Annotated in this window: 23 protein-coding genes; 13 read left to right on the forward strand and 10 right to left on the reverse strand. The window is 37.4% G+C overall.

Translation table 11 applies throughout. The features are described from left to right. Nucleotides 1-62: 62 nt before the first annotated feature. Together grrM and EA365_03675 are read left to right on the forward strand one after the other, a co-directional pair. Nucleotides 63-1,217 (forward strand): GRRM system radical SAM/SPASM domain protein, encoded by a 1,155-nt coding sequence (grrM, locus tag EA365_03670; GenBank protein ID TVQ47321.1) that lies wholly within the window; start codon nt 63-65, stop codon nt 1,215-1,217. Beyond that, complete coding sequence (locus EA365_03675) at nt 1,207-1,995, forward strand: hypothetical protein (GenBank protein ID TVQ47322.1); 789 nt, start codon at nt 1,207-1,209, stop codon at nt 1,993-1,995. The genes grrM and EA365_03675 overlap by 11 nt, the downstream gene beginning before the upstream one ends. A 54-nt stretch (nt 1,996-2,049) precedes the next feature. On the opposite strand, the gene EA365_03680 is transcribed toward EA365_03675, so the two are convergent. Together EA365_03680 and EA365_03685 are read right to left on the reverse strand one after the other, a co-directional pair. Beyond that, nucleotides 2,050-2,943: an Rpn family recombination-promoting nuclease/putative transposase gene (locus EA365_03680; protein TVQ47323.1), complete on the reverse strand. Its 894-nt coding sequence runs from the start codon at nt 2,941-2,943 to the stop codon at nt 2,050-2,052. 69 nt (nt 2,944-3,012) lie between these two features. Beyond that, nucleotides 3,013-3,630: a CBS domain-containing protein gene (locus tag EA365_03685; GenBank protein TVQ47324.1), complete on the reverse strand. Its 618-nt coding sequence runs from the start codon at nt 3,628-3,630 to the stop codon at nt 3,013-3,015. 147 nt (nt 3,631-3,777) lie between these two features. On the opposite strand from EA365_03685, the gene EA365_03690 reads away from it, so the two are divergent. Continuing rightward, nucleotides 3,778-4,980 (forward strand): argininosuccinate synthase, encoded by a 1,203-nt coding sequence (locus EA365_03690; GenBank protein ID TVQ47325.1) that lies wholly within the window; start codon nt 3,778-3,780, stop codon nt 4,978-4,980. 44 nt (nt 4,981-5,024) lie between these two features. On the opposite strand, the gene EA365_03695 is transcribed toward EA365_03690, so the two are convergent. After that, complete coding sequence (locus tag EA365_03695) at nt 5,025-5,150, reverse strand: photosystem I reaction center subunit VIII (protein TVQ47326.1); 126 nt, start codon at nt 5,148-5,150, stop codon at nt 5,025-5,027. Nucleotides 5,151-5,318: 168 nt separating this feature from the next. On the opposite strand from EA365_03695, the gene EA365_03700 reads away from it, so the two are divergent. Continuing rightward, complete coding sequence (locus EA365_03700; GenBank protein TVQ47327.1) at nt 5,319-5,783, forward strand: photosystem I reaction center protein subunit XI; 465 nt, start codon at nt 5,319-5,321, stop codon at nt 5,781-5,783. 131 nt (nt 5,784-5,914) lie between these two features. Next, a complete protein-coding gene (locus EA365_03705) occupies nt 5,915-6,238 on the forward strand; it encodes a ferredoxin (protein ID TVQ47328.1) in 324 nt (107 codons plus the stop codon). Here EA365_03705 and ubiE read toward each other — a convergent pair whose 3' ends face one another. Further along, on the reverse strand, nt 6,239-6,946 hold the full coding sequence (gene ubiE, locus EA365_03710) for a bifunctional demethylmenaquinone methyltransferase/2-methoxy-6-polyprenyl-1,4-benzoquinol methylase UbiE (protein TVQ47329.1): 708 nt from the start codon (nt 6,944-6,946) through the stop codon (nt 6,239-6,241). It abuts the gene before it with no gap. A 44-nt stretch (nt 6,947-6,990) separates the two neighbouring features. Between ubiE and EA365_03715 the strand changes: the two genes are divergently transcribed. Beyond that, nucleotides 6,991-9,078: a hypothetical protein gene (locus EA365_03715; protein TVQ47330.1), complete on the forward strand. Its 2,088-nt coding sequence runs from the start codon at nt 6,991-6,993 to the stop codon at nt 9,076-9,078. Between the two features lie 231 nt (nt 9,079-9,309). Next, a complete protein-coding gene (locus tag EA365_03720) occupies nt 9,310-9,642 on the forward strand; it encodes a DUF4351 domain-containing protein (GenBank protein ID TVQ47331.1) in 333 nt (110 codons plus the stop codon). Between the two features lie 71 nt (nt 9,643-9,713). On the opposite strand, the gene EA365_03725 is transcribed toward EA365_03720, so the two are convergent. Both EA365_03725 and EA365_03730 read right to left on the reverse strand, forming a co-directional pair. Beyond that, complete coding sequence (locus EA365_03725) at nt 9,714-10,976, reverse strand: DUF1576 domain-containing protein (GenBank protein ID TVQ47332.1); 1,263 nt, start codon at nt 10,974-10,976, stop codon at nt 9,714-9,716. Between the two features lie 59 nt (nt 10,977-11,035). Then, complete coding sequence (locus EA365_03730) at nt 11,036-12,634, reverse strand: NADH-quinone oxidoreductase subunit M (protein TVQ47333.1); 1,599 nt, start codon at nt 12,632-12,634, stop codon at nt 11,036-11,038. Between the two features lie 285 nt (nt 12,635-12,919). Here EA365_03730 and EA365_03735 point away from each other — a divergent pair, with 285 nt between their 5' ends. After that, entirely contained in the window at nt 12,920-13,162 is a 243-nt protein-coding gene (locus EA365_03735; protein ID TVQ47334.1) for a DUF4327 family protein, read from the forward strand. Between the two features lie 46 nt (nt 13,163-13,208). Here the strand turns inward: EA365_03735 and EA365_03740 are convergent, their stop codons facing one another. The 4 genes from EA365_03740 to EA365_03755 are packed head-to-tail and all read right to left on the reverse strand — an operon-like array spanning nt 13,209 to nt 16,213. After that, on the reverse strand, nt 13,209-14,051 hold the full coding sequence (locus tag EA365_03740; protein ID TVQ47335.1) for an amino acid ABC transporter substrate-binding protein: 843 nt from the start codon (nt 14,049-14,051) through the stop codon (nt 13,209-13,211). A gap of 3 nt (nt 14,052-14,054) precedes the next feature. Then, nucleotides 14,055-14,549, reverse strand: coding sequence for a chemotaxis protein CheW (locus EA365_03745; protein TVQ47336.1), 495 nt, complete (start codon nt 14,547-14,549; stop codon nt 14,055-14,057). Nucleotides 14,550-14,555: 6 nt separating this feature from the next. Next, nucleotides 14,556-14,921, reverse strand: coding sequence for a response regulator (locus tag EA365_03750; protein TVQ47337.1), 366 nt, complete (start codon nt 14,919-14,921; stop codon nt 14,556-14,558). 53 nt (nt 14,922-14,974) lie between these two features. Then, nucleotides 14,975-16,213, reverse strand: coding sequence for a response regulator (locus tag EA365_03755; GenBank protein TVQ47338.1), 1,239 nt, complete (start codon nt 16,211-16,213; stop codon nt 14,975-14,977). 157 nt (nt 16,214-16,370) lie between these two features. Between EA365_03755 and EA365_03760 the strand changes: the two genes are divergently transcribed. Genes EA365_03760 through EA365_03780 form a run of 5 tightly spaced genes read left to right on the forward strand, consistent with a single transcriptional unit; the run spans nt 16,371 to nt 20,274 of the window. Further along, entirely contained in the window at nt 16,371-17,360 is a 990-nt protein-coding gene (locus EA365_03760; GenBank protein TVQ47339.1) for a saccharopine dehydrogenase-like oxidoreductase, read from the forward strand. 2 nt (nt 17,361-17,362) lie between these two features. Continuing rightward, complete coding sequence (locus EA365_03765; GenBank protein TVQ47340.1) at nt 17,363-18,607, forward strand: glycosyltransferase; 1,245 nt, start codon at nt 17,363-17,365, stop codon at nt 18,605-18,607. Between the two features lie 54 nt (nt 18,608-18,661). Next, the gene (locus tag EA365_03770) at nt 18,662-19,024 is read left to right on the forward strand and encodes an NAD(P)H-quinone oxidoreductase subunit 3 (protein ID TVQ47341.1); all 363 of its coding nucleotides are present in this window, start codon (nt 18,662-18,664) and stop codon (nt 19,022-19,024) included. Between the two features lie 28 nt (nt 19,025-19,052). Beyond that, nucleotides 19,053-19,784, forward strand: a complete 732-nt coding sequence (locus EA365_03775) for an NADH-quinone oxidoreductase subunit B (protein TVQ47342.1) — start codon at nt 19,053-19,055, stop codon at nt 19,782-19,784. Further along, complete coding sequence (locus tag EA365_03780) at nt 19,771-20,274, forward strand: NAD(P)H-quinone oxidoreductase subunit J (protein ID TVQ47343.1); 504 nt, start codon at nt 19,771-19,773, stop codon at nt 20,272-20,274. Before EA365_03775 ends, EA365_03780 begins: the two co-directional genes overlap by 14 nt. The last annotated feature ends 355 nt before the right edge of the window (nt 20,275-20,629 follow it).

A 20,629-nucleotide genomic window follows, 5' to 3' on the forward strand; every position in this document is an offset into this window, starting at 1 on the left:
ACTGGGATAATTGGGGTAACTGGGATAATTGGGGTAACTGGGATAATTGGGGTAATTATTAGATGGTTTCTCCTGTTAGTGAATATGGACCAATTAAACTAGTAGTAATTCAAAGTACAAGTTTTTGTAATCTAGATTGCGATTACTGCTATTTACCTAATCGTCATCTGAAACAAGAATTTTCTCTAGAATTGCTTGAGCCGATTTTTGCTAATATTTTCACTAGTCCATTTATTCAAGATGGTTTTACTGTAGTTTGGCACGCAGGAGAGCCTTTAACTATGCCAATTACTTTTTATCAATCAGCTAGAGAAATAATTAAAAAAGTAGCCATGAAATCTAACTGTGATTATTTAGCAATTAACCACAATATCCAAACTAATGCTACCTTAATTAATCAAAATTGGTGTGATTTTTTTAAAGAAAATAATATTAGAGTAGGTGTTAGTTTAGATGGTCCTGATTTTATCCATGATCACCATCGTAAAACCAGAAAAGGATTAGGAAGTCACGCAGCAACGATGAGAGGAGTAGGGTTTCTGCAAGATAACTCAATTGAGTTTACGGTAATAGCTGTTTTAACTGAACATAGTTTAGATTACCCCGAAGAAATTTTTAACTTTTTTGTAGAAAATAATCTTAAACAAGTTGGTTTTAATATCGAAGAAATCGAGGATTATCATCAGAATTCTTCTTTAAATAAACAAGCAGCAGAAACTAAATTTACCAATTTTATGAAAACTTTTTACTACCTTAATAAAACTCATAATCAAACCTTAAATGTTAGAGAATTTGACCACCTTAAAAAAGTTATTTATTCTCAGAGGGGAGTAAATAGAGGACAATTTACACCTTTAACGATTATCAGTATCGATCACCAGGGTAATTTTATGACCTTTTCTCCAGAGTTATTAGGTGTAGAAAGTACTAAATATGGTAAGTTTGCCTTAGGTAATCTAGCTAAAGATTCTCTCAGTTTAATTAAAGAAAATACAAAATTTAAAGAGATTAATCAAAAAGTCCAAGAAGGAGTTAATTTATGCGCTCAAACTTGTCAATACTTCGAGGTTTGCGGTGGAGGATCTCCTGGTAATAAATATTTTGAAAATGGCGACTTTAACACCACAGAAACGATGTATTGTCGCTATACCAAAAAAATTATACTTGATGTGATTTTAGCTGATTTAGAAAATTCTTTACAAATTAATGCTGACTGAGGGAATTAAAGTTATAGATTATCACCAGGATTCAAAAACTAGATTTTGGATTAATTCTGGGACAAAATTAGCTACAGAAATGGTTAATTATCATCCAGATGCTTATATTCCTAAAAATTGTTGGCGAGAGCTTAATAATCAGGAAAAAAGATTAATTACTGAGATTACAGGAGAGCCAGATAGAAGCTTACATATAGGTATCGTTAAATTACCTAAGCAGATCTTAACATTATTTACTCAAGCAGGAGTTGGATTCATCAATTCTCCACAAGATTGCCAAAGGATTAGTCAGCAACCAGTTTATATTCAAGCTATGGAGAGATTAGCTGAGTATATTCTACCTTTATCTCTCGATGATGATAGTTTAGTCTGTCGAGGTATTTATCTGAATCCACCAGGTTTAGCTACAGTAACTTGGGATCAACAAGCTAACAAATATATTGGCTTACATTTTGATAGTTGGGATCGTTTACCCATCGAAGAAAGACACCTATCAAGTAATCGTATTTGTCTTAACTTAGGTAAAGAAGATCGTTATCTTTTATTTATTAATTTAAGTGCATTAGCTATTTGGTCTTTAATCCAAATTAAGACAATTAATTCTCTGAAAAATGCTTTTTTACAAGCTTATCCTGATTATCCCGTCATTAAGGTCAGAATTGCTCCAGGAGAAGCTTATATAGCTCCTACTGAAAACATTATTCACGACGGATGTAGTCTAGATAGATATAGTTGCGATCTTCATTTAACGATTAGGGGTCATTTACGGTTACCCTAGGTGTGAATCTCGGTGTATCCTTAGTGATACGCTAAAACTAGGAGAGAGTAAAATTTACAGATTACTGTTCAACCAATTAACTAAATCAGTTTGAGTTTGAAAGTCTAATAACGCTTCCCCAAGGTTTTCTAATTCTTCTGAAGATAGGTTAAGGACTTGTCTAGTTAAATTTTCAGGAATTTCCCCAAGACGTCGCTTAAGTAATTTAACTAGTAAATTTGCTTCTTTTTGTCTTCCTTGTTCAATACCTTGTTCAATACCTTGTTGTCTTCCTTCTTTAATCCCTTCTTTAATCCCTTCTTTAATCCCCTCAGCAAAAGCAGAAGACCTAATTTCTTGATACATTACTGATTCTTTCATAATTTCCTCCCTGAGTAATCTCTTAATGATTATTTTATCTAAAACCAAGCCTGCGAGAATGGCTGATGTCGCAGCTAAATTGCTTTTAAGCTTAATATCTTCTATTGTTTCTACTCTTTTAGCTACTTCTTCTAACACTCTTACTCGATTTTCAGTTTGAGATAATACTGCCAATGGTAATAAACCTGGTTTACTGAGTAATTCTGCTGAAGGTATTTCCCAAAGTCTGATTACATTATAAGTATAGGTCAATCCAGGTAGTTCAAAACTATTTTGATAGACTAAAGATGAATTGCTTGGTTTTAGATAGATAACCACTTGGTGGATTCTTTTCTGGGGAAAACGACGATATAATCTCAAACGATAGTCAGTCATCCGAAAGGGTATATCTTCTGATGGCAAGGTTTGAAATTCGATATGTAAAATCAGATCAGGTGAACTTAAAAAAATGAGACTATCAGCTCTAATCGGTTCAACTAGTAACTCCGTAGGTTCAAGTACAGTAAATTCTACAGATTCACTTAACAACCAGGAAGCTAAATCTGTAGAGAAGTTTTCCGCGAGAAACTTACAAACATTGTCATACATTAGAAATTTTAATCTAATTAACTAAAAAACTGTGCTGCCAACGACAACACAGTCAGTACACTAGATAATCTAGCTATCGTACATTCTTGCTTCTAAAGCGTCGGGATTTTCTTCGCAGTATTCTTCAAAATAGGTTTTCTCTAATCTTTCCGCTTTTTGGTGAGCTGCCGTGGCTTGTAGTTCTTCTACAATATCCCAAGCTGCAGCACATTCACGAGAAGTAGGACCTTTTTCAGCACAAATAGCGCGAGCTGCTTCTTTTGCTTTTTGGATTCTTTCTTCTAAGAGAATAACTCTAGGCTGTTCGACAAAATTAGCTTTAGTTAAAATATCGGTAGTAGAGATAATCCCTAATAATTTATTTTGAATGACAGGAGCGCGATGTAAACCAGTTTGAGCGAATAAACGAGCTACATATTCTACCGATAAATCAGGATTAATGACTATGCAGGGTTTGGTCATAATTTCATAAACCCTAACTTTTTTAGGATCTTTGCCGTAAGCGACTACTTTATAAACTACATCAGAATCAGTAACAATGCCATAGGCGTCTTCATCATCACGTCTAGCTACAATTAGAGCGTGAATAGCATTTTCTTTCATTAAACGGACTGCTTCGGCTACTGTAGCTGAACCACGAATAGTAATTACATCCGTAGTCATAATTTCTGACGCTTTCATCACAATTAACCTCTGTTTATAAGATAATCAACATTGAGAATTATACTTGCAAAGGGATACCAACTCAAAAATAGTCTTTTCTTGACAGTGATGATTTTTAGTCAAGATAAAAAGCTACAATAGCGAATCAGTGTTTTTTGAGTGTAAATCAATATGGTTCGTGCCAATAAAGTAGTACTAGCTTATTCTGGTGGTGTTGATACATCGGTATGTATCCCTTATTTAATGAACGAATGGGGAATTAAGGAAGTAATTACCCTAGCTGCTGATTTAGGTCAAGGTGAGGAATTAGGTCCAATTCAAGCAAAAGCCCTTCAATGTGGCGCTAAAGAGTCTCTAGTAGCTAATGCTGTGGAAACATTCGTTAAAGATTATGCTTTCCCCTCCATTCAAGCTAATGCACTCTATGAGAATCGTTATCCCTTATCTACAGCTTTAGCTCGTCCCTTAATCGCTAAACTGTTAGTAGATGCAGCTAGGGAATATGGCGCTGATGCGGTGGCTCATGGTTGTACAGGAAAAGGTAATGATCAGGTACGTTTTGACGTAGCGATCATGGCTTTAGCACCAGATTTAAAGGTGTTAGCACCAGCTCGTGAATGGGGGATGAGTCGTGAACAAACTATCGCTTATGGGGAAAAATTTGGTATTGAATCCCCAGTGAAAAAGTCTTCACCTTATAGTATCGATCGCAATTTACTAGGTCGTAGTATTGAAGCAGGACCTCTAGAAGATCCCATGGTAGAGCCTCCCGAAGAGATTTACTTAATGACTAAAGCGATCGCCGATACTCCTGATGAACCAGAATATATTACCATTACTTTTGAACAGGGTATCCCTACTCAACTTGATGGTGTCAGTTTAGATCCTGTGTCCTTAGTTACTCAACTTAACGAAATCGCGGGTAAACATGGAGTAGGACGCATTGATATGGTGGAAAATCGGGTTGTGGGGATTAAATCTCGCGAAATCTACGAAACTCCCGCACTATTAGTGTTAATCGCTGCTCACCGTGATTTAGAGAGTCTCACCCTCTTAGCTGATGTTACTCATTATAAACGCGGTCTTGAACAAACCTATAGTGAAATGATTTACCAAGGACTCTGGTATAATCCTCTCAAAGAAGCTTTAGATGCGTTTATCTTGAAAACACAAGAACGCGTCTCAGGTGTAGTCAGAATTAAATTCTTTAAAGGTAACGCTATCATTGTGGGTCGAGAGTCTCAAAACTCTATCTATGCTCCCGATTTAGCTACCTATGGCGCTGAGGATCAATTTGATCACCGCGCCGCTGAAGGCTTTATCTACGTTTGGGGATTACCTAGCAAAGTCTGGGCACAAAAAATTAAAGGCTAAGCTTGGTTGAAGAGTTGTGGTAACACAACTCTTGGGTTAATTACCTAAGCTTCTCCTTCAGCGTCAGTTTCTACATAGAGAAATAACAAGCCCATAACCGCAAACGCAGCTACAGGAAGTAAAGGAACTAAAACAGTGGGTAAAAAGGAAGCAGCGTATGCACCAGTCATAATTTCCTCGATTTAATAAAATACAGTTATCTTCTTGATGTATGTTACTCTAAAGAGTCTCACTCTAGATATAAAACATCAAGATTCTTAACAAAATAACAAAAATGAGAGCATTTTCGATTAAGCTACATCAAGAACCTTAATTATTTCAGAAGAGATTTAAGATATATGGCTCTAACTCAACCTCTTGATGATCCTCAAGTTGGCAACGTAGCAACTCCCATCAATGCTTCCGGTTTTACTAAAGCATTGATTAATAATTTACCCGCTTATCGTCAAGGATTATCTCCTAATCGTCGTGGTTTAGAAGTCGGTATGGCTCATGGATACTTCTTGTATGGTCCTTTCGCCTTACTCGGTCCTCTACGTGATACAGAAATGGGAGATTTAGCTGGTTTAGTAGCTGCAGTAAGCTTAGTTACTATTCTAACTATTGCTCTATCTCTCCATGCTGCTGTACGTACAGGTAATGCAACCGAAACTCTAACCACCCCGCTTCCTCCCGCAGAATTCGGTACTAAAGAAGGCTGGAGCGAGTTTGCTAGTGGTTTTCTTATTGGTGGTTGTGGTGGAGCTGCTTTTGCTTATTTTTTGGCAACAACTCCATTACTACAAGCTTTTCTGACCAGATAAGATAAATACTTGATAATTGACTATCTCACCTAATAAGGTGGGATTTTTTTTATTAACTTAAGTAACAATTAATGATTTTGACCAATAATTTGGGAATTATGAACATATAACTACTAACAAAGGTTTTGGATATGTTTATTCACCATGACGGCAAAAAAGTTTATAATGTCACTTTCGTTAATCAAGCGCTCGGTTTAAACAAAACTATTCAAGTGCGTGATGATCAGTATATTCTTGATGCTGCAGAACAACAGGGGATAAATTTACCCGTATCCTGTCGCACTGGTATGTGTATCAATTGTGCAGGTAGAATCGTTAAAGGAGAAGTAGATCAAGATCACGACTTCTTAAAACCTAAAGAATTAGAAGCAGGTTTTCTCCTGACTTGTAAATCCTATCCCCTCTCTGATTGTGTTATTCTTACTCACCAAGAGGAAGAATTATTAGATTTATAACTATTTTTCTACCACTAACACTCCCATCATTCCCTCAGCTAGAGAATAGTGTATAGCTTGTTGAAAATTAACGGATTTAGCTAGTTTTACCTGTTCTCGACCTTGGGGAAAACGTTCTAAACTAGGATTAATATAAGCGTATTCTGCTTTTAAACCCATCAATTCAGCTAAGGGAACAACTAAATAGTCTAAATACAACTGTTGAAAATTGCGCCATATTGGGTTATAAGGTCGATGAAAATCGAGAATCGCTGCTTTAGCATTGGGTTTTAATACCCTGTAGATTTCTCGGAGTGATTGTTTAATATCTACAACGTTACGTAAACCATAACCCATGGTAGCGCAATCAAAATAGTTATCAGCAAAGGGAAGGTTTAAAACGTCTCCCTCTATCCAGTTGAGAGAATGATTCGGGAGTATCTCTTTACCTTTGTCTGCGGCGATCGCTAGTTGCGCTGCGGCAAAATCTACCCCAGACACTTGACCTGTTATTCCCACTTTTTTAGCTAATAAATGGGCTAAATCACCACTTCCACAGCATAAATCGAGTGCGATATCCCCTATCTCGGGTTCACTCCATTTTACCGCCATTAGCTTCCAAATTCGATGTTGACCAAGACTTAACCATTGGTTGAGGCGATCGTATTCTGGTGCAATTCGATTAAAGAGTTCTTGAATTTCTGCTGAACTAGTTAGGTTACTTTTCATAGTTTATGATATTATAAGTATTATGAGTCTCAGTAGTACTAATCATGAATAATTCTCTTTCTTCTCAGGGGTTAGAAATATTAATACGCCACAATTTAATCAATCTACCCCTTACACAAGAGGGTAAACCGTCTCTGAATATTCTGGCTACTGTAGTTAACAATCTATCTTACTATGGTTATGCACTCTCAGAAACCGCTTATCAAGGTTTAAATAACTGTCCTGATTTAGCTATTATTAGCTGGTGGGGTGGAGTTGAACCAGTCTTGCCAAAAATCACTGGTGACGATCAAAAAATGGCTGATTTTGTGGTCTATAAAAACTTCCCCCAAGAAGTCTTGGCAATGTCAGAGGCTGAATATTGGTTGAAACAAATCTTAATGTATTGGGGACTCCCTAATCACTATTTTACTCAATCTGAAGTAGAAAGACCAAAATTAGAGGATAAACTCACTTTTCGGGTTTTACATTTAGCTAAACCTGATTCTCTAGAACAAATATTTAACGATTTACTCTATTTACCTACTCGTTGGACTACACAACAATCTGATGATTTAGTCTATCTCTTACCAGAATTTATAGAAAAAGTTGAAACAGATAAGATCCAATTTAAAGAAAATTTAGTCCAAATTCTCATTTATTGTTTAGAACAAAATCAACCTATCAAAGTTAACTCAGCTACTGACGTTTTACGTTTAGCTGTAGGTTTATCTGCAGGAGATGTTAGCTTAAGAATTCCTCCTAAGTTTCGTAAGTTTAAACGCAGTGAAAGAAGGTTTATCTTAAATCTTTTAAACCAAGCTAATAATTTACTAGAAGATATCTTACGTCGTCCTAATCTCTGGAAAAAATTACTCTATCAACTCCATCCAGGAGATTATAAAAATCAATACCCTCAAGTAGTTGCAGCTTATGATCAACTCTATAAAGGGATAAAAATCACAACCTTTAATAGTCAGTTAGAAGAGTTATTATTAGCTAAAGATAATCAAGTATTAACCTTATTAAAGACTCGTCCTGGGGAATTTTTACGCAGATTAAGACATTCTCTAGATTTATTTGGTTTAGCAGCAGTTGCAGCTTTTCAGGAAGTTGTTCCTCAATTAACAATAATTCAATTGGTGAAATTACAAGGTTATTTGGAAACCATTAATTATCGCTTATATCGTACCTTCCCCCCTCAAGGTAATTGGACAAAATTACAAGTAATAGAAATTAAAGAAGGAAAACCTTTAGAGGAAGAAGCGATTAAGCAATTATTAACAGCGATCGCCCAAGAAATTAAAGAGAGAATTACTCCTATTGTACCATTTGTCAATCTTGATCCCCAAACCAAATTAATTAAGTTACAAACCAACGATAGTGACTTAATGCCTTATGGACGTGGTACTGCTTTTCTGATACCTGAAAATATCCGTTTTATTCGTACCGCTAGTTATTGGAAAACAGGAGAAACTACTTATAATATTTGGTACGATAATGGTTGGAATTTCTTTGACCAAGAATGGAAGGGATTGGGAAGTTGTTGCTGGATTAAGCCGAGTTTTGGTAAAGCTGCTATCTTTTCAGGAGATCCAACTAATACTAAAGATGCAGAGGGTAACGCTTGTCAACTAATAGATTTATATCTAGATAAACTCAAGGAAGCTAACGTTAGATACGCGGTTTGGAATATTCTCTGTTATTCTCGTCTGACTTTTGACCAAGCTGAAGTTTTTGCAGCGTTACAATGGGGAGAAAAACCGCAAACAGGTCAACTTTTTGAACCGAGTAGATGTCAATTAGCTTTCCCTCTTCAGGGTGATAACTTCACTAAGTATATAGCTTATATCGATTTGTCTCAAAATCAGCTAGTTTATATTGACGCTAATCTTTATGCTAACGTTAGTGCAGCGTCAACAAATACTCAAAAGTTACAAGAAACTATGCCCGCTTTTGTGGAATATCTCGATACCCTACCTAGTGTTTTTGATTTATTTAAACATCAACCACAAACAGAAGATGGTTTACCGGTAGTCTATACTGACAAAGATCTGAGTCTAGTTGATAACCAATCTGCTTATGTTTTCCGTCCCCAAAACAGGGATAATCAGTATGAGTCGTTTTCTTTGTCTTCTCTGTTAACTCTGTGACTAGACATTTAGTAGATTAGGAGTTATAATAGTTTACAGCAGGCTATGATGATTCTTCCTTCTAACCTTATCTTAAACAGATGCTTTTAGAGTCATCACTTTCCTGCCTCTTTAAAGAATGCCAATAGTTCAAACACTCCTGTAGATAAAAGTTTGACTAATGTTAAATTTCGCTCTTCTAGAAGAAGCATTGCGCAAAAGCCGACAGGAAGATCAATCAATTATTGGACAATGGTTAATGAAACCATTTCAGCAATAATTGTCAAATATCTTTTTAATTCACTGACTATAACAGAAGAGAGTGAGTTAATTGTGAGACTAGCTCCATTGTATCAAGGAGATAGAGCCAGAGCAAGACAAGAAGGCAAAATTGAAGGTAAAACCGAAGAAGCTTTAAATTTAATTCAGCGATTATTAACTAAAAAATTAGAAAATATTAATCCAGAGTTAATCACAATAATTTCCCAATTAAATTTAGAATCTTTAGAGAGATTAGCAGAAGATTTAATTGATTTTACTAGTCAAACCGATTTAGAAGATTGGTTGAGAAATATTCAGTCTTAATTTAAATTAGTTAGGGTGCTGTTGATAAGCACCCCCTATAGTTAATTATTATGCTTTTTGGCGTTTCATTATTAATCAGGTTTAAAAACTTCAATGATAGGGATAAGCATAGCAGCAACAATACCAGCGGCAAAACCATTATTATACAAATTCAATCCCCCGTGTAGGATACCGACGTTTTGGACAGCAGAAGAATGAATAAAACCAGCGGTAACTCCCCAAAACCAACCGTATTTACCAGCAATGGGAGCTAAAGTACTACCAAATAAAGCGGCTAATAACATAGAAGCATCATTAGCAGTAACAGACTTAGAGAGAGTACCTAAATAAATACCTGCTAAGATAGGTAAAACATTTTTTGGGTGTTTTCCTAAAGCCGAAAAACCAGCCACAGTAAATATACCTCCGATAGTTGGACCATTGAGATCACCCCCTACCAATAAGATATAAAAAGTCACCATCAATCCCGTTATACCCATATTAATCAGAGAAGCACCAAAACCAAAAGTTAAGACAAAATCTGTCACTAATTGACCAGGCGATCGCCAAATCTGTTGTAGTGTTGACCAGGGTTGATTTTCCCAACATAACCCAATAATAATCATTGAAGAAAATAATAAAAACAGATAGAGAGTAAAAAGGTCATTGTTTCCCGTTGTCCAAATCATCCGAGGTTTAGGGATAACCCCAAAAGAATTAAGTATCGCAACAAAGATTGTCCCCACTATACCCGCGGTAAAACCCATATTGTATAGATTAAAACCCTTATGTACTTTTAAGAGATTGGCTGAAACTGGAACTAAAATAAAGCCAATCAGAAGACTAATAGCGATTCCTAGGGGAATTTTTAGCCAAGGAGAAGAGGTGGTACTAAAAAGTATTTCTGTAGTTAAAGGAGCTAAAGCAGTACCAAATAAAGCAGCATAAATGACATCACTTAATTGCTTTCCTTGATATCTAGCGTAGAGAGAGACTCCTATCACAATCAACCAGACATTAAAAATATTTTTACCAAAAAGAGCAAAACCAGCAACAGTAAATAAACAAGCTACAGCAAACCCATTGATTTGTAACTCTAAACCATAAAAAATAATCAGTACAATCAGTGACAGCAATCCAGAATTAACAAAAGCAGCACCGATACCACCAACCCCCATATAATCGGTAATTAAGGTATCAGGAGAGGTAATAATTGCTTGTATCCCATAAATTATCTCTAGGGGTGTATTAACCAAAAAACCAAAAATAATCAAGGCACAAACATAAAAAGCCAATACTAAAAGTTTGGCATTGTTTAAAGATGGATTGATAGTTTTAACTTGTGGATATTTCATAAATGAGCAAAAAAAAGACTAGGATTAAATCCTAGTCGGAATATCTAGAAAAAATCTAGTTAGAGTTTAGGGGCAATCATCCCAGGAGAAACCAACAAGCTATTGTATAAGCTAGCTTGACGGGTAGCTTCTTCTTGTTGGGCAATAATTGGAACAACAGAGCGCACCTTGCTAGCTACTTCCATGGTTTTAGAATCATAAGCATTGGTAGCTAGTTTAGGATATAAACCAATTCCGATGATAGGAATTAACAGACACAGAGTGATAAACACTTCACGAGGTTTAGCGTCTAAGGAATAATTTTCTAGATTCAAGTTAAGATTTTCTTGACCATAGAATACCATTCTAAGCATAGAGAGTAAATAAATGGGAGTCAGAATTAAACCAACCGCGGTGAGGAAAACAACTACTGTTTTGAAAACAGAGGAGTAAACATCGCTAGTAGTTACCCCTAGGAAAACCGTTAACTCTCCTACAAAACCACTCATACCAGGTAAAGCTAGAGAAGCTAGAGAAGCTGCGGTAAATAGAGCAAAAATTCTGGGCATATATTTAGCTAAACCACCCATTTCGTCCATCATTAGAGTATGAGTACGTTCATAGGTAGAGCCACAAAGGAAAAATAGCGCAGCTGCGATTAAACCATGGGAAATCATCTGTAAAACTGCTCCATTCATACCTAACTCGGTAAAGGAAGCAATACCGATGAGTACAAATCCCATGTGGGAAATAGAGGAGTAAGCTAAGCGTCGTTTGAGATTGGTTTGTCCAAAAGCACTGAATGCACCATAAACAATATTAATCACACCAACAATTACTAAAACAGGAGCGAATTTAAGATGAGCGTGGGGTAACATTTCTAAGTTCAGGCGAATTAACCCATAACCACCCATTTTGAGCAGTACACCCGCTAAAATCATGGAAACTGGTGCAGGTGCTTCACTGTGAGCATCTGGTAACCAGGTATGTAAGGGGAAAAGAGGTAACTTCACACCAAAAGCGATTAAAAAGCCGACGTAAGCTAAGACTTCTACTGCTACGGTATAGTTTTTAGCTGCTAATTCACTGAAATTGAAGGTTATATAGTCTCCAGAGAAGGCTAGGATTAATCCAGAGATGAGGATAAAAATTGACGCTAAAGCGGTGTAGAGGATGAATTTAGTGGCAGCATAACGTCTTTTTGAACCTCCCCAAATCGAGATCAGTAAGTAAACTGGGACTAGTTCAACTTCCCAAAAGATAAAGAATAATAATAAGTCAGAAGCTGTAAATACGCCAATTTGAGCGCTATATAAAACTAGGAGTAAAAAATAAAAGAGACGAGGTTTGTGTTTAATTTGCCAAGAGGCTAAGAGCGCTAAAGTGGTGATTAAGCCAGAAAGAATCACTAAAGGCATTGATAAACCATCAACACCTACAGACCAGTTTAAGCCTATTTGGGGTAACCAAGGGTAACTCTCGGTTAATTGCAGTTGGGTATTGTTAATATTGTAAGAATTCCAGAAGGCGTAAACGATTAAAGCAAAGTCTAATAAGGTAACGCTTAGAGCATACCAGCGAACGGTTTTACCCTCTTTGTCAGGTATGACGGGAATAGCTAGGGCGCTTAATAAGGGTAAAAGTATGATTGCAGTGAGCCAGGGAAAATGGGTAGTCATAGTTGCCTAAGAATTTATACTTACTGAAATCATTATATTAAGTTTTGTCAAGTTTTAACAAGTTTTTTTGGCAATTATTAAGCAAGATAAAAGTCAATGAACTGAAACCCAGATGTTTTCAACTCCTTAATAAAAATTTAACCATTATCTTAAATCCCTACAGGGTAATAGTTTTACTCTTATTTGAGCAAAATGTATCTAAGGCTACAGCAGTTTTGTACTTTTCTTATTCGAGAAATTAGACTAGTATAAGTAAAAGCAGCTTATTACCCAAGTTAATTGATTATGATTACCAACACTTTACCAGCACCAACTACGGTTAAATACTCTATCGATATGATTCGCGACGAAGTTCGTCAACTACTAGATAGAGGTTTCATTAGTCGTCATCAACCTATTTATGTTCTTTGTCAATATATTCCCCCTCGTGAGTGGGTATGTGTAGAATGTGAGTTAGAAAAATGCGACTATCTGTTGAGAGATCAAATTGGTGATCTGGTAGCTTCGGAAAATTGGGATAACGATTAATTACATAAAAATGTCTAAACAACCTTAAAAACCCCCTAATTGGGGGTTAGCGACTCTGACAATAGTTTTGAGCATCATTAAAATAATCTCTTATTTCGGTTAACCATTGATCTTGAGTTGTGTTAAATTCGGCGATCGCTTCGTTAACTAATTCTCTCCATTCTAGGTCATCCTCGGGTAAGATCATCCCATAATAATCACAAGTCAAGGGGTTGCTAGGCAATAAAGTATAAGTCTGGTTAAAATCAAAACCAAGTACTATTCCTTCTCCTAATAAAAGTATTCCATCACTTACCATAGCATCTATATTACCTTGTGCAACTGCTTGCACTCCTCTAGTTCTCCCCGTATTGCCTTGAAATAAAACTAGATTAGCTTCAGGATAGGTTTCTCTTAAATATTTCTCAGTAGTGCTGCCTCGCAATACTCCTAGAGAAACATTAGCTAAATCACTATTTAAATTAATATTTGTTCTTTGACTTGTTTTAAGTAGAAATTGAGTACCACTAACAAAAAAAGCTTCAGAGAAAGTAATCTTAAATCCCGTATTTTCTCTAATAGTATTAGGTCCACATTCTAGATGAACGATATTTTCTTCTACTAACCTGAAACGATTGCTCAGACTAGACTCAATCAATCTAATCGTCAGTGTATCTTGTCCAATTTCAGCTAAAATTTGTTGTCTTAATATGGCAATAAAATCTATACACATACCAGTTAGATTACCTTGATTAGAACGGTAACCAAAGGGAATAGCGTCATCTCTGATACCAACTTTAAGAACTCTATTTTCTCTGAGATAATCAAGGGTAGAATTACCTTGGGCTGGTAAACTAATACCTAAACAAAGAATAGCCAAGAAAAGGGTTTTTAACTTAACAAACCTCATGATCTAGGGTTTAGGCATAGCAGCCATAATAGTTTCAGCGTCAATAACTATTAAAATCTCTCCATTGGCTTTAAGCCAATAACCCCTTAAAAAAGGCACTAATTCAGGAGTCACACTAGATGCGGGAGGAGATTTAATCTCTCCTGGATTTAATAACTCGATGTCTTGGACTTGATTAACTACTAAACCCAATTTTTCCCCGCTGCTATGGACAACGATCGCTCGATGATCAGATTTATTATAGTTTTGTCTATGCCAAGGAGTCAACCCCACCAGATGACCTAAATCTACCATCCAGAGGACTTCTCCCCGCCAATTGTACACCCCCATAGTCCAAGCTGGCATTTGAGGAATAGGTACAATTTTTTCTAATGGTACATTTAGTACCTCGGTGACTTGGTTGATATTGATTAAAATATTAGTATCAGGGACTAGATAGACGCGTAAGAATTGTTCTTCTTTAGCTTGACTAGGATTATTAAATAAATTAGCTACCATGGTGATCTAGAGATTAATTAACTGTTTGACTGTCCGGATAAATTCATCTTGATTGAGAGGTTTAGCTAGATAAGCATTAGCCCCTTGTTTCATTCCCCAAAACTTATCCATTTCGCTATCTTTAGTTGAACAAATGATGATCGGAATTCCTTTAGTTTTGTCTTGACTTTTCAAATCTCTACAAATTTCAAAACCACTACGTCCAGGTAGGACTACATCCAAGACGATTAGATTAGGAGAAGTGGTCTCGATTTTTTCTAGGGCTTCCTCGCCACTATTAGCCACAACCACGTTAATACCTAATTGCTGTAAATACCCTGTGATAATTCCTCTTTGAGTTGGGGAATCTTCAACGATTAAAGCAGTTTCCATTAAATTTACCTCTAAAATAGTTATTTTATAAGCTTAGTATAGCGTTGAAATCACTAGGAGAGATAATTTTCATTAGGATTATAGTTAACTCCCTCCCTTAAATGTTTACGAATAACATTGATCACTACTTCTGCGTCAACGGGTTTACTCAAGAAATCTGACGAACCAACCATTTTAGCCCGAACTCGATCGATGAGACCATCATTACCCGTTAAAATCACAATTGGTGTATGACGGAAAAAAGACAGTTTGCGTAATTGACTGCAGATTTCATAACCATTAGCATTAGGCATAATTAAATCTAAGAAGATTAAATCAGGTTTGCGTGACAGGAGGATAGCGATCGCCCTTAAAGCATCATTAATACCTAGAAACTCATAGCCATTTTGTTTGAGGATTTTTTCCATACTTTGACAAACTAAGGGACTATCGTCAACACAAGCAATCAGATGTTTTTGACCATCTCGACTATTAGAAATTACAGTAGGGATATTAGGGAGAGTCGGTGTAGGAAAATCATCGATTTCCACTAGACGCACTAATCCTTCTTGGATATAGGGAAGTAGAGAACGAGTAACCGTTAGTACATCTCTTTTCATACGTACCGCTAAATCTCGGAGAGTTTGTTGTCCATCGAGTAACTGACTCAGGGTATGATAGATTTGTTCAGAAGTTTTTTGTTGTAATTGTTCTGGTTGAGCGATAATCGGGGCCATATCAGGAGAGCGATCGGCGATTTTAGCTGCTTGCCAACCTTGCCAGAGTTTTTGGGCTTCTACGATTACTTGTTCAGCATCAATCAAGACTAGGCGAGTGGAGAGAGTTTTTTCTGAACTCAGTTTACAAGCGATTTGCATTGCTTGAGTAACATCAAATAGGACTTCGACGATAGTAGCCCTAATCATCTTAGCCGCTTGTTCAAGAGTGACCTTTTGTTGCTCCACCCAAAGACATAATAATTGATATTCCCAGCAAATTCTCAAGTCTTCCACAGGAAGATTATCAATATCAGCTTGTAAAGCGTTAAGATGGGAAGGCATATGGGGAAAATAAATCGCTAAGTGGCGACGCCATCGTCTCACTGGATGAATACCACCAGTAGCGTAGATGATTCTACCCAAATAAAGATAGAATACCCAACGACGATGATCAGGACTTGTCAACTCCAATTGACCGCTAAACCGAGGTTGTTTGAGAGTATCAAAGAAACCTAAACCGGTTTGTTTAGATACAGCAAACTCTTTTAGTGGTCCAGAAGTAAGGGGATTATTGGTACTATCTTCGGAAGTCATCATATTTATTATTGTGCCTACCTATTTTAACGTTAGCATTTTCTGGTTATATCTATAGAGTTCCCTAAATCAATCTAAAAATTTCAACCTCAAAAGAGAAAAATAGCGAGTAGCTTTCGTGGTATTCTAGACTTTCATAGACTGCCCAGAAAAAAGCATGAGCAACGAAAAAATGAGAATTGGTGTATTAGGGTTTGGAGGTTTAGGACAAGCCTCTGTAAGAGTTTTAGCACCTAAACAGTCCATGATCCCCGTAGCAGCAGCGGATCAACAGGGATACATCTACCAACCAGAAGGAATAAATGTCAACGAAGCGATCGCCGTCTATCAACAACAAGGGTCTCTTGGTTATCTCCAACCCAACGGCGTTTTAACAGAGCATAGCATCAAAGAATTAATCAGTAAAGCTAAAGTAGATGGTTATTTTCTAGCCTTACCCAACCTTCCCAATACCTTTATGGTAGAAGTAGCGCGTTTATTTATCTCTCTTGGTTGGCGCGGGGTGTTAGTAGATGCTATCAAAAGAACTAGCGCCCTAAACCAACTCTTAGAATTACAAGAAGAGCTACGAGAAGCAGGGATTACCTATCTAACAGGATGTGGCGCGACACCAGGATTACTAACAGCAGCAGCGGCGATCGCCGCCCAAAGTTACGCAGAAATCCACAACGTTAAAATCACCTTTGGGGTAGGAATAGCCAACTGGGAAGCCTATAGAGGGACAATTAGGGAAGATATCGCCCATTTACCAGGTTATAACCTAGAAATAGCCCAAAAAATGAGTGATGCAGCAGTAGAAGCATTGTTAGAGAAAACTAACGGGATTCTAACTCTAGAAAATATGGAACACGCAGACGATTTAATGTTGGAATTAGCAGGAATCTGCCCACGCGATCGCGTCTCTGTAGGAGGAGTAGTAGATACTCGTAACCCCAAAAAACCCCTAAGTACCAATGTTAAAGTCACAGGGAGAACCTTTGAAGGGAAAATATCCACCCATACCTTTACTTTAGGGGATGAAACCAGTATGGCAGCCAATGTGTGTGGACCTGCTTTTGGTTATCTCAAAGCGGGGAAAACCTTGCACGATCGCGGGATTTATGGCATATTTACCCCAGCCGAGGTCATGCCACAATACGTTAACTAGTCATGAAAATACTGTTATTACACCCCAATTTCCCCGCACAATTTCGTCATGTAGCTGTAGCTTTAGCAGCCCAAGGACATCAAGTAGTCTTTGGTACTCGCAGGGAAGAAGGACAACTAACAGGAGTAAGCAAAGTTATCTATAACCCCTCTAGAGATATTAAACCAGAAACCCATCACTACCTACGCACTCTAGAGGGTGCAGTTTTACAAGGTCAAGCTATTTATCGTCTGATTGAGACCTTAAAACAACAACAATTTAGCCCAGATATTGTCTATGGTCACTCGGGGTGGGGACCGACTCTCTTTATCAAAGACGTACTACCGAAAGCTCAATTACTCTGCTATTTTGAGTGGTTTTATCACTCCCATGGTTCAGACGCAGACTTTGACCCATCTGATCCCTTGAGTGCGGATGATGGTCCTCGCATTCGCCTGAAAAATACACCCATGTTAACGGATTTATATACCTGCGATCGCGGTTTATCCCCAACTTATTGGCAACGTCAACAATTTCCTCAAGAATTCCACTCTAAAATCACTGTACGTCATGATGGGGTAGATACAGGCTTTTTTATCCCCGAACCAGAAAGTAAATTAGTTCTCCCCTCCATTGATTTAGACCTTTCTCAAGCAACAGAAATTATCACCTATGTCGCTAGAGGGATGGAACCCTATCGCGGTTTTCCCCAATTTATGGAAGCAGTGGCTATCCTACAACAACGTCGCCCTAATACTCATGTAGTCATCGTTGGACAAGATCGAGTAGCCTATGGTAAAAATCTCCCTGAAGGTCAAAGTTATAAACAATTGATGTTAGATAAGTTTTCCTTTGATTTGTCTAGACTCCACTTTACAGGTTTATTACCCTATAACCAATACCTGAAAGTCTTGCAAGCCTCCTCAGTACATATCTATCTAACTCGTCCCTTTGTACTATCTTGGTCTATGTTAGAAGCCATGGCAACAGGTTGTCTATTGGTAGCCTCTGATACCCAACCCGTAACCGAAATGATTCAAAATGGCTATAACGGACTCTTGGTTAATTTCTTTGACGTAGAGGCGATCGTTAAACGAGTAGAAGAAGCCTTAGATAATCCTGAGGCTATGTTACCCATTAGAACTAGAGCTAGAGAAACCATTATCAATCAATACGACCTAGCTACACTCCTACCCGAACATCTCAACTGGATTTTAAACCGTGATAGCAAATCCACAACCAAAAAGAAAAAAGGCTTCGGAGGTTAGTAATATCAGTTATAATAGCCAAAATTCAGTATTAAATAAGGTAATTAGCATCAAGTGTTTGTTTTAAGTGGTTACGAATATTTATTGGGTTTCTTCTTCGTTAGCAGTTTAGTGCCTTTGTTAGCTTTAACAGCCTCTAAACTATTAAGACCTAGTGGCGGTGGTCCTGAAAGACGTACAACCTATGAATCAGGGATGGAACCGATTGGGGGAGCTTGGATTCAATTTAACATCCGTTATTATATGTTCGCTTTAGTTTTTGTTGTATTTGACGTGGAAACAGTCTTTTTATACCCTTGGGCTGTAGCCTTTAATCGTCTCGGGTTATTCGCTTTTATCGAAGCCCTAATCTTTATCGCTGTTCTAGTTATCGCCTTAGTTTACGCTTGGAGAAAAGGTGCTTTAGAATGGTCATAGGTGTGCGTCAACTAATTTGAGAGGAATCATGAACCCTAAATCAACCTTGCAACAAGAAACAGAAAAAATTCTTAATCCAGCTAAACCTGGTCAAGTCACCCAGGATTTATCGGAAAACGTCATTTTAACCACAGTAGATGACCTCTATAATTGGGCTAAACTATCTAGTCTTTGGCCCTTACTATATGGTACAGCTTGTTGCTTCATAGAATTTGCAGCTCTGATTGGTTCTCGCTTTGATTTTGACAGATTTGGGTTAGTACCTCGTTCTAGCCCTCGACAAGCTGATTTAATCATCACCGCAGGAACAGTTACTATGAAGATGGCCCCTGCTTTGGTTCGTCTTTATGAAGAAATGCCCGAACCTAAATACGTCATCGCTATGGGTGCTTGTACCATCACAGGTGGTATGTTTAGCTCTGATTCCCCTAGCGCAGTCAGAGGGGTAGATAAACTGATTCCTGTAGATGTTTATATACCTGGTTGTCCTCCTCGCCCTGAAGCGATTATCGACGCCATTGTCAAACTACGCAAAAAAGTAGCTAATGAGTCTCTCCAAGAAAGAGCTTCAAAAACAGAACAAACTCATCGCTACTACAGTATTACACATAATTTGCAAGCAGTAGAACCCATTCTCACTGGTAAATATCTACAAACCATTAATCAACAAACACCTCCACAATTAACCCAGGGAGAACAACCCCTAGCTTCAGAGTTATTACAACCCCAACAGGAGGAAATTAACAGTGACGGAGAATAGTGCAGAATTAGCCCCGGTAGGCAAAGTTGGTAGTTGGTTGACTGCTAATAATTGGGAATACGAAGTACTCCCTAGTGATCATCTCGGGATTGAACTAATCAAGGTTAGCCCAGATTTATTACTACCCATCGCCCAAGCTCTCTATGATCAGGGTTTTAACTATCTCCAATGTCAAGGAGCTTATGATTTAGGTGCTGGTAAAGAATTAGTGAGTTTTTATCATTTAGTAAAACTTACAGATGATGAATCACCCATAGAAGAAGTCAGAATCAAAGTGTTCTTACCTAGAGAAAATCCTGTAGTTCCTTCAGTTTATTGGATTTGGCAAGCTGCTGATTGGCAAGAAAGAGAAAGCTATGATATGTATGGCATTATTTACTCGGGTCATCCCAATCTCAAACGCATTTTAATGCCAGAAGATTGGGTGGGTTGGCCCTTGCGTAAAGATTATATCTCTCCAGACTTTTACGAACTACAAGACGCCTATTAAACTTACTTTCCCCTCTCAACAGAGTGGGGATTTTTTCTAATTATAGTAATAGGGAAGAGTAATAATACCTAATACTAAATGCCGTTTTCACTCACCCCTTTTAAAAATTTAGCAAAAATGACTTGAAAACCTATTGCCTATTCCCTACACCCTACACCCTACACCCTGCTCCCTTCTCCCTCTTGCCTCTTGCCTTACCTCACAAATAAGTATGTTTTCAGAACAGGATCTGGTATAAAACGTGACATACTCCTACACCGAATCAAAGATTATGGTGTAGGCTTCTTGTCTTTCACCTTCAGAGATGATTGACCGTTTTTGAGTGAGGCGATGCCCATCCCCACTTTTTTAATTA

The sequence above is a fragment of the Gloeocapsa sp. DLM2.Bin57 genome (assembly GCA_007693955.1).
In the GTDB taxonomy this organism is placed as follows: Bacteria; Cyanobacteriota; Cyanobacteriia; order Cyanobacteriales; family Gloeocapsaceae; genus Gloeocapsa.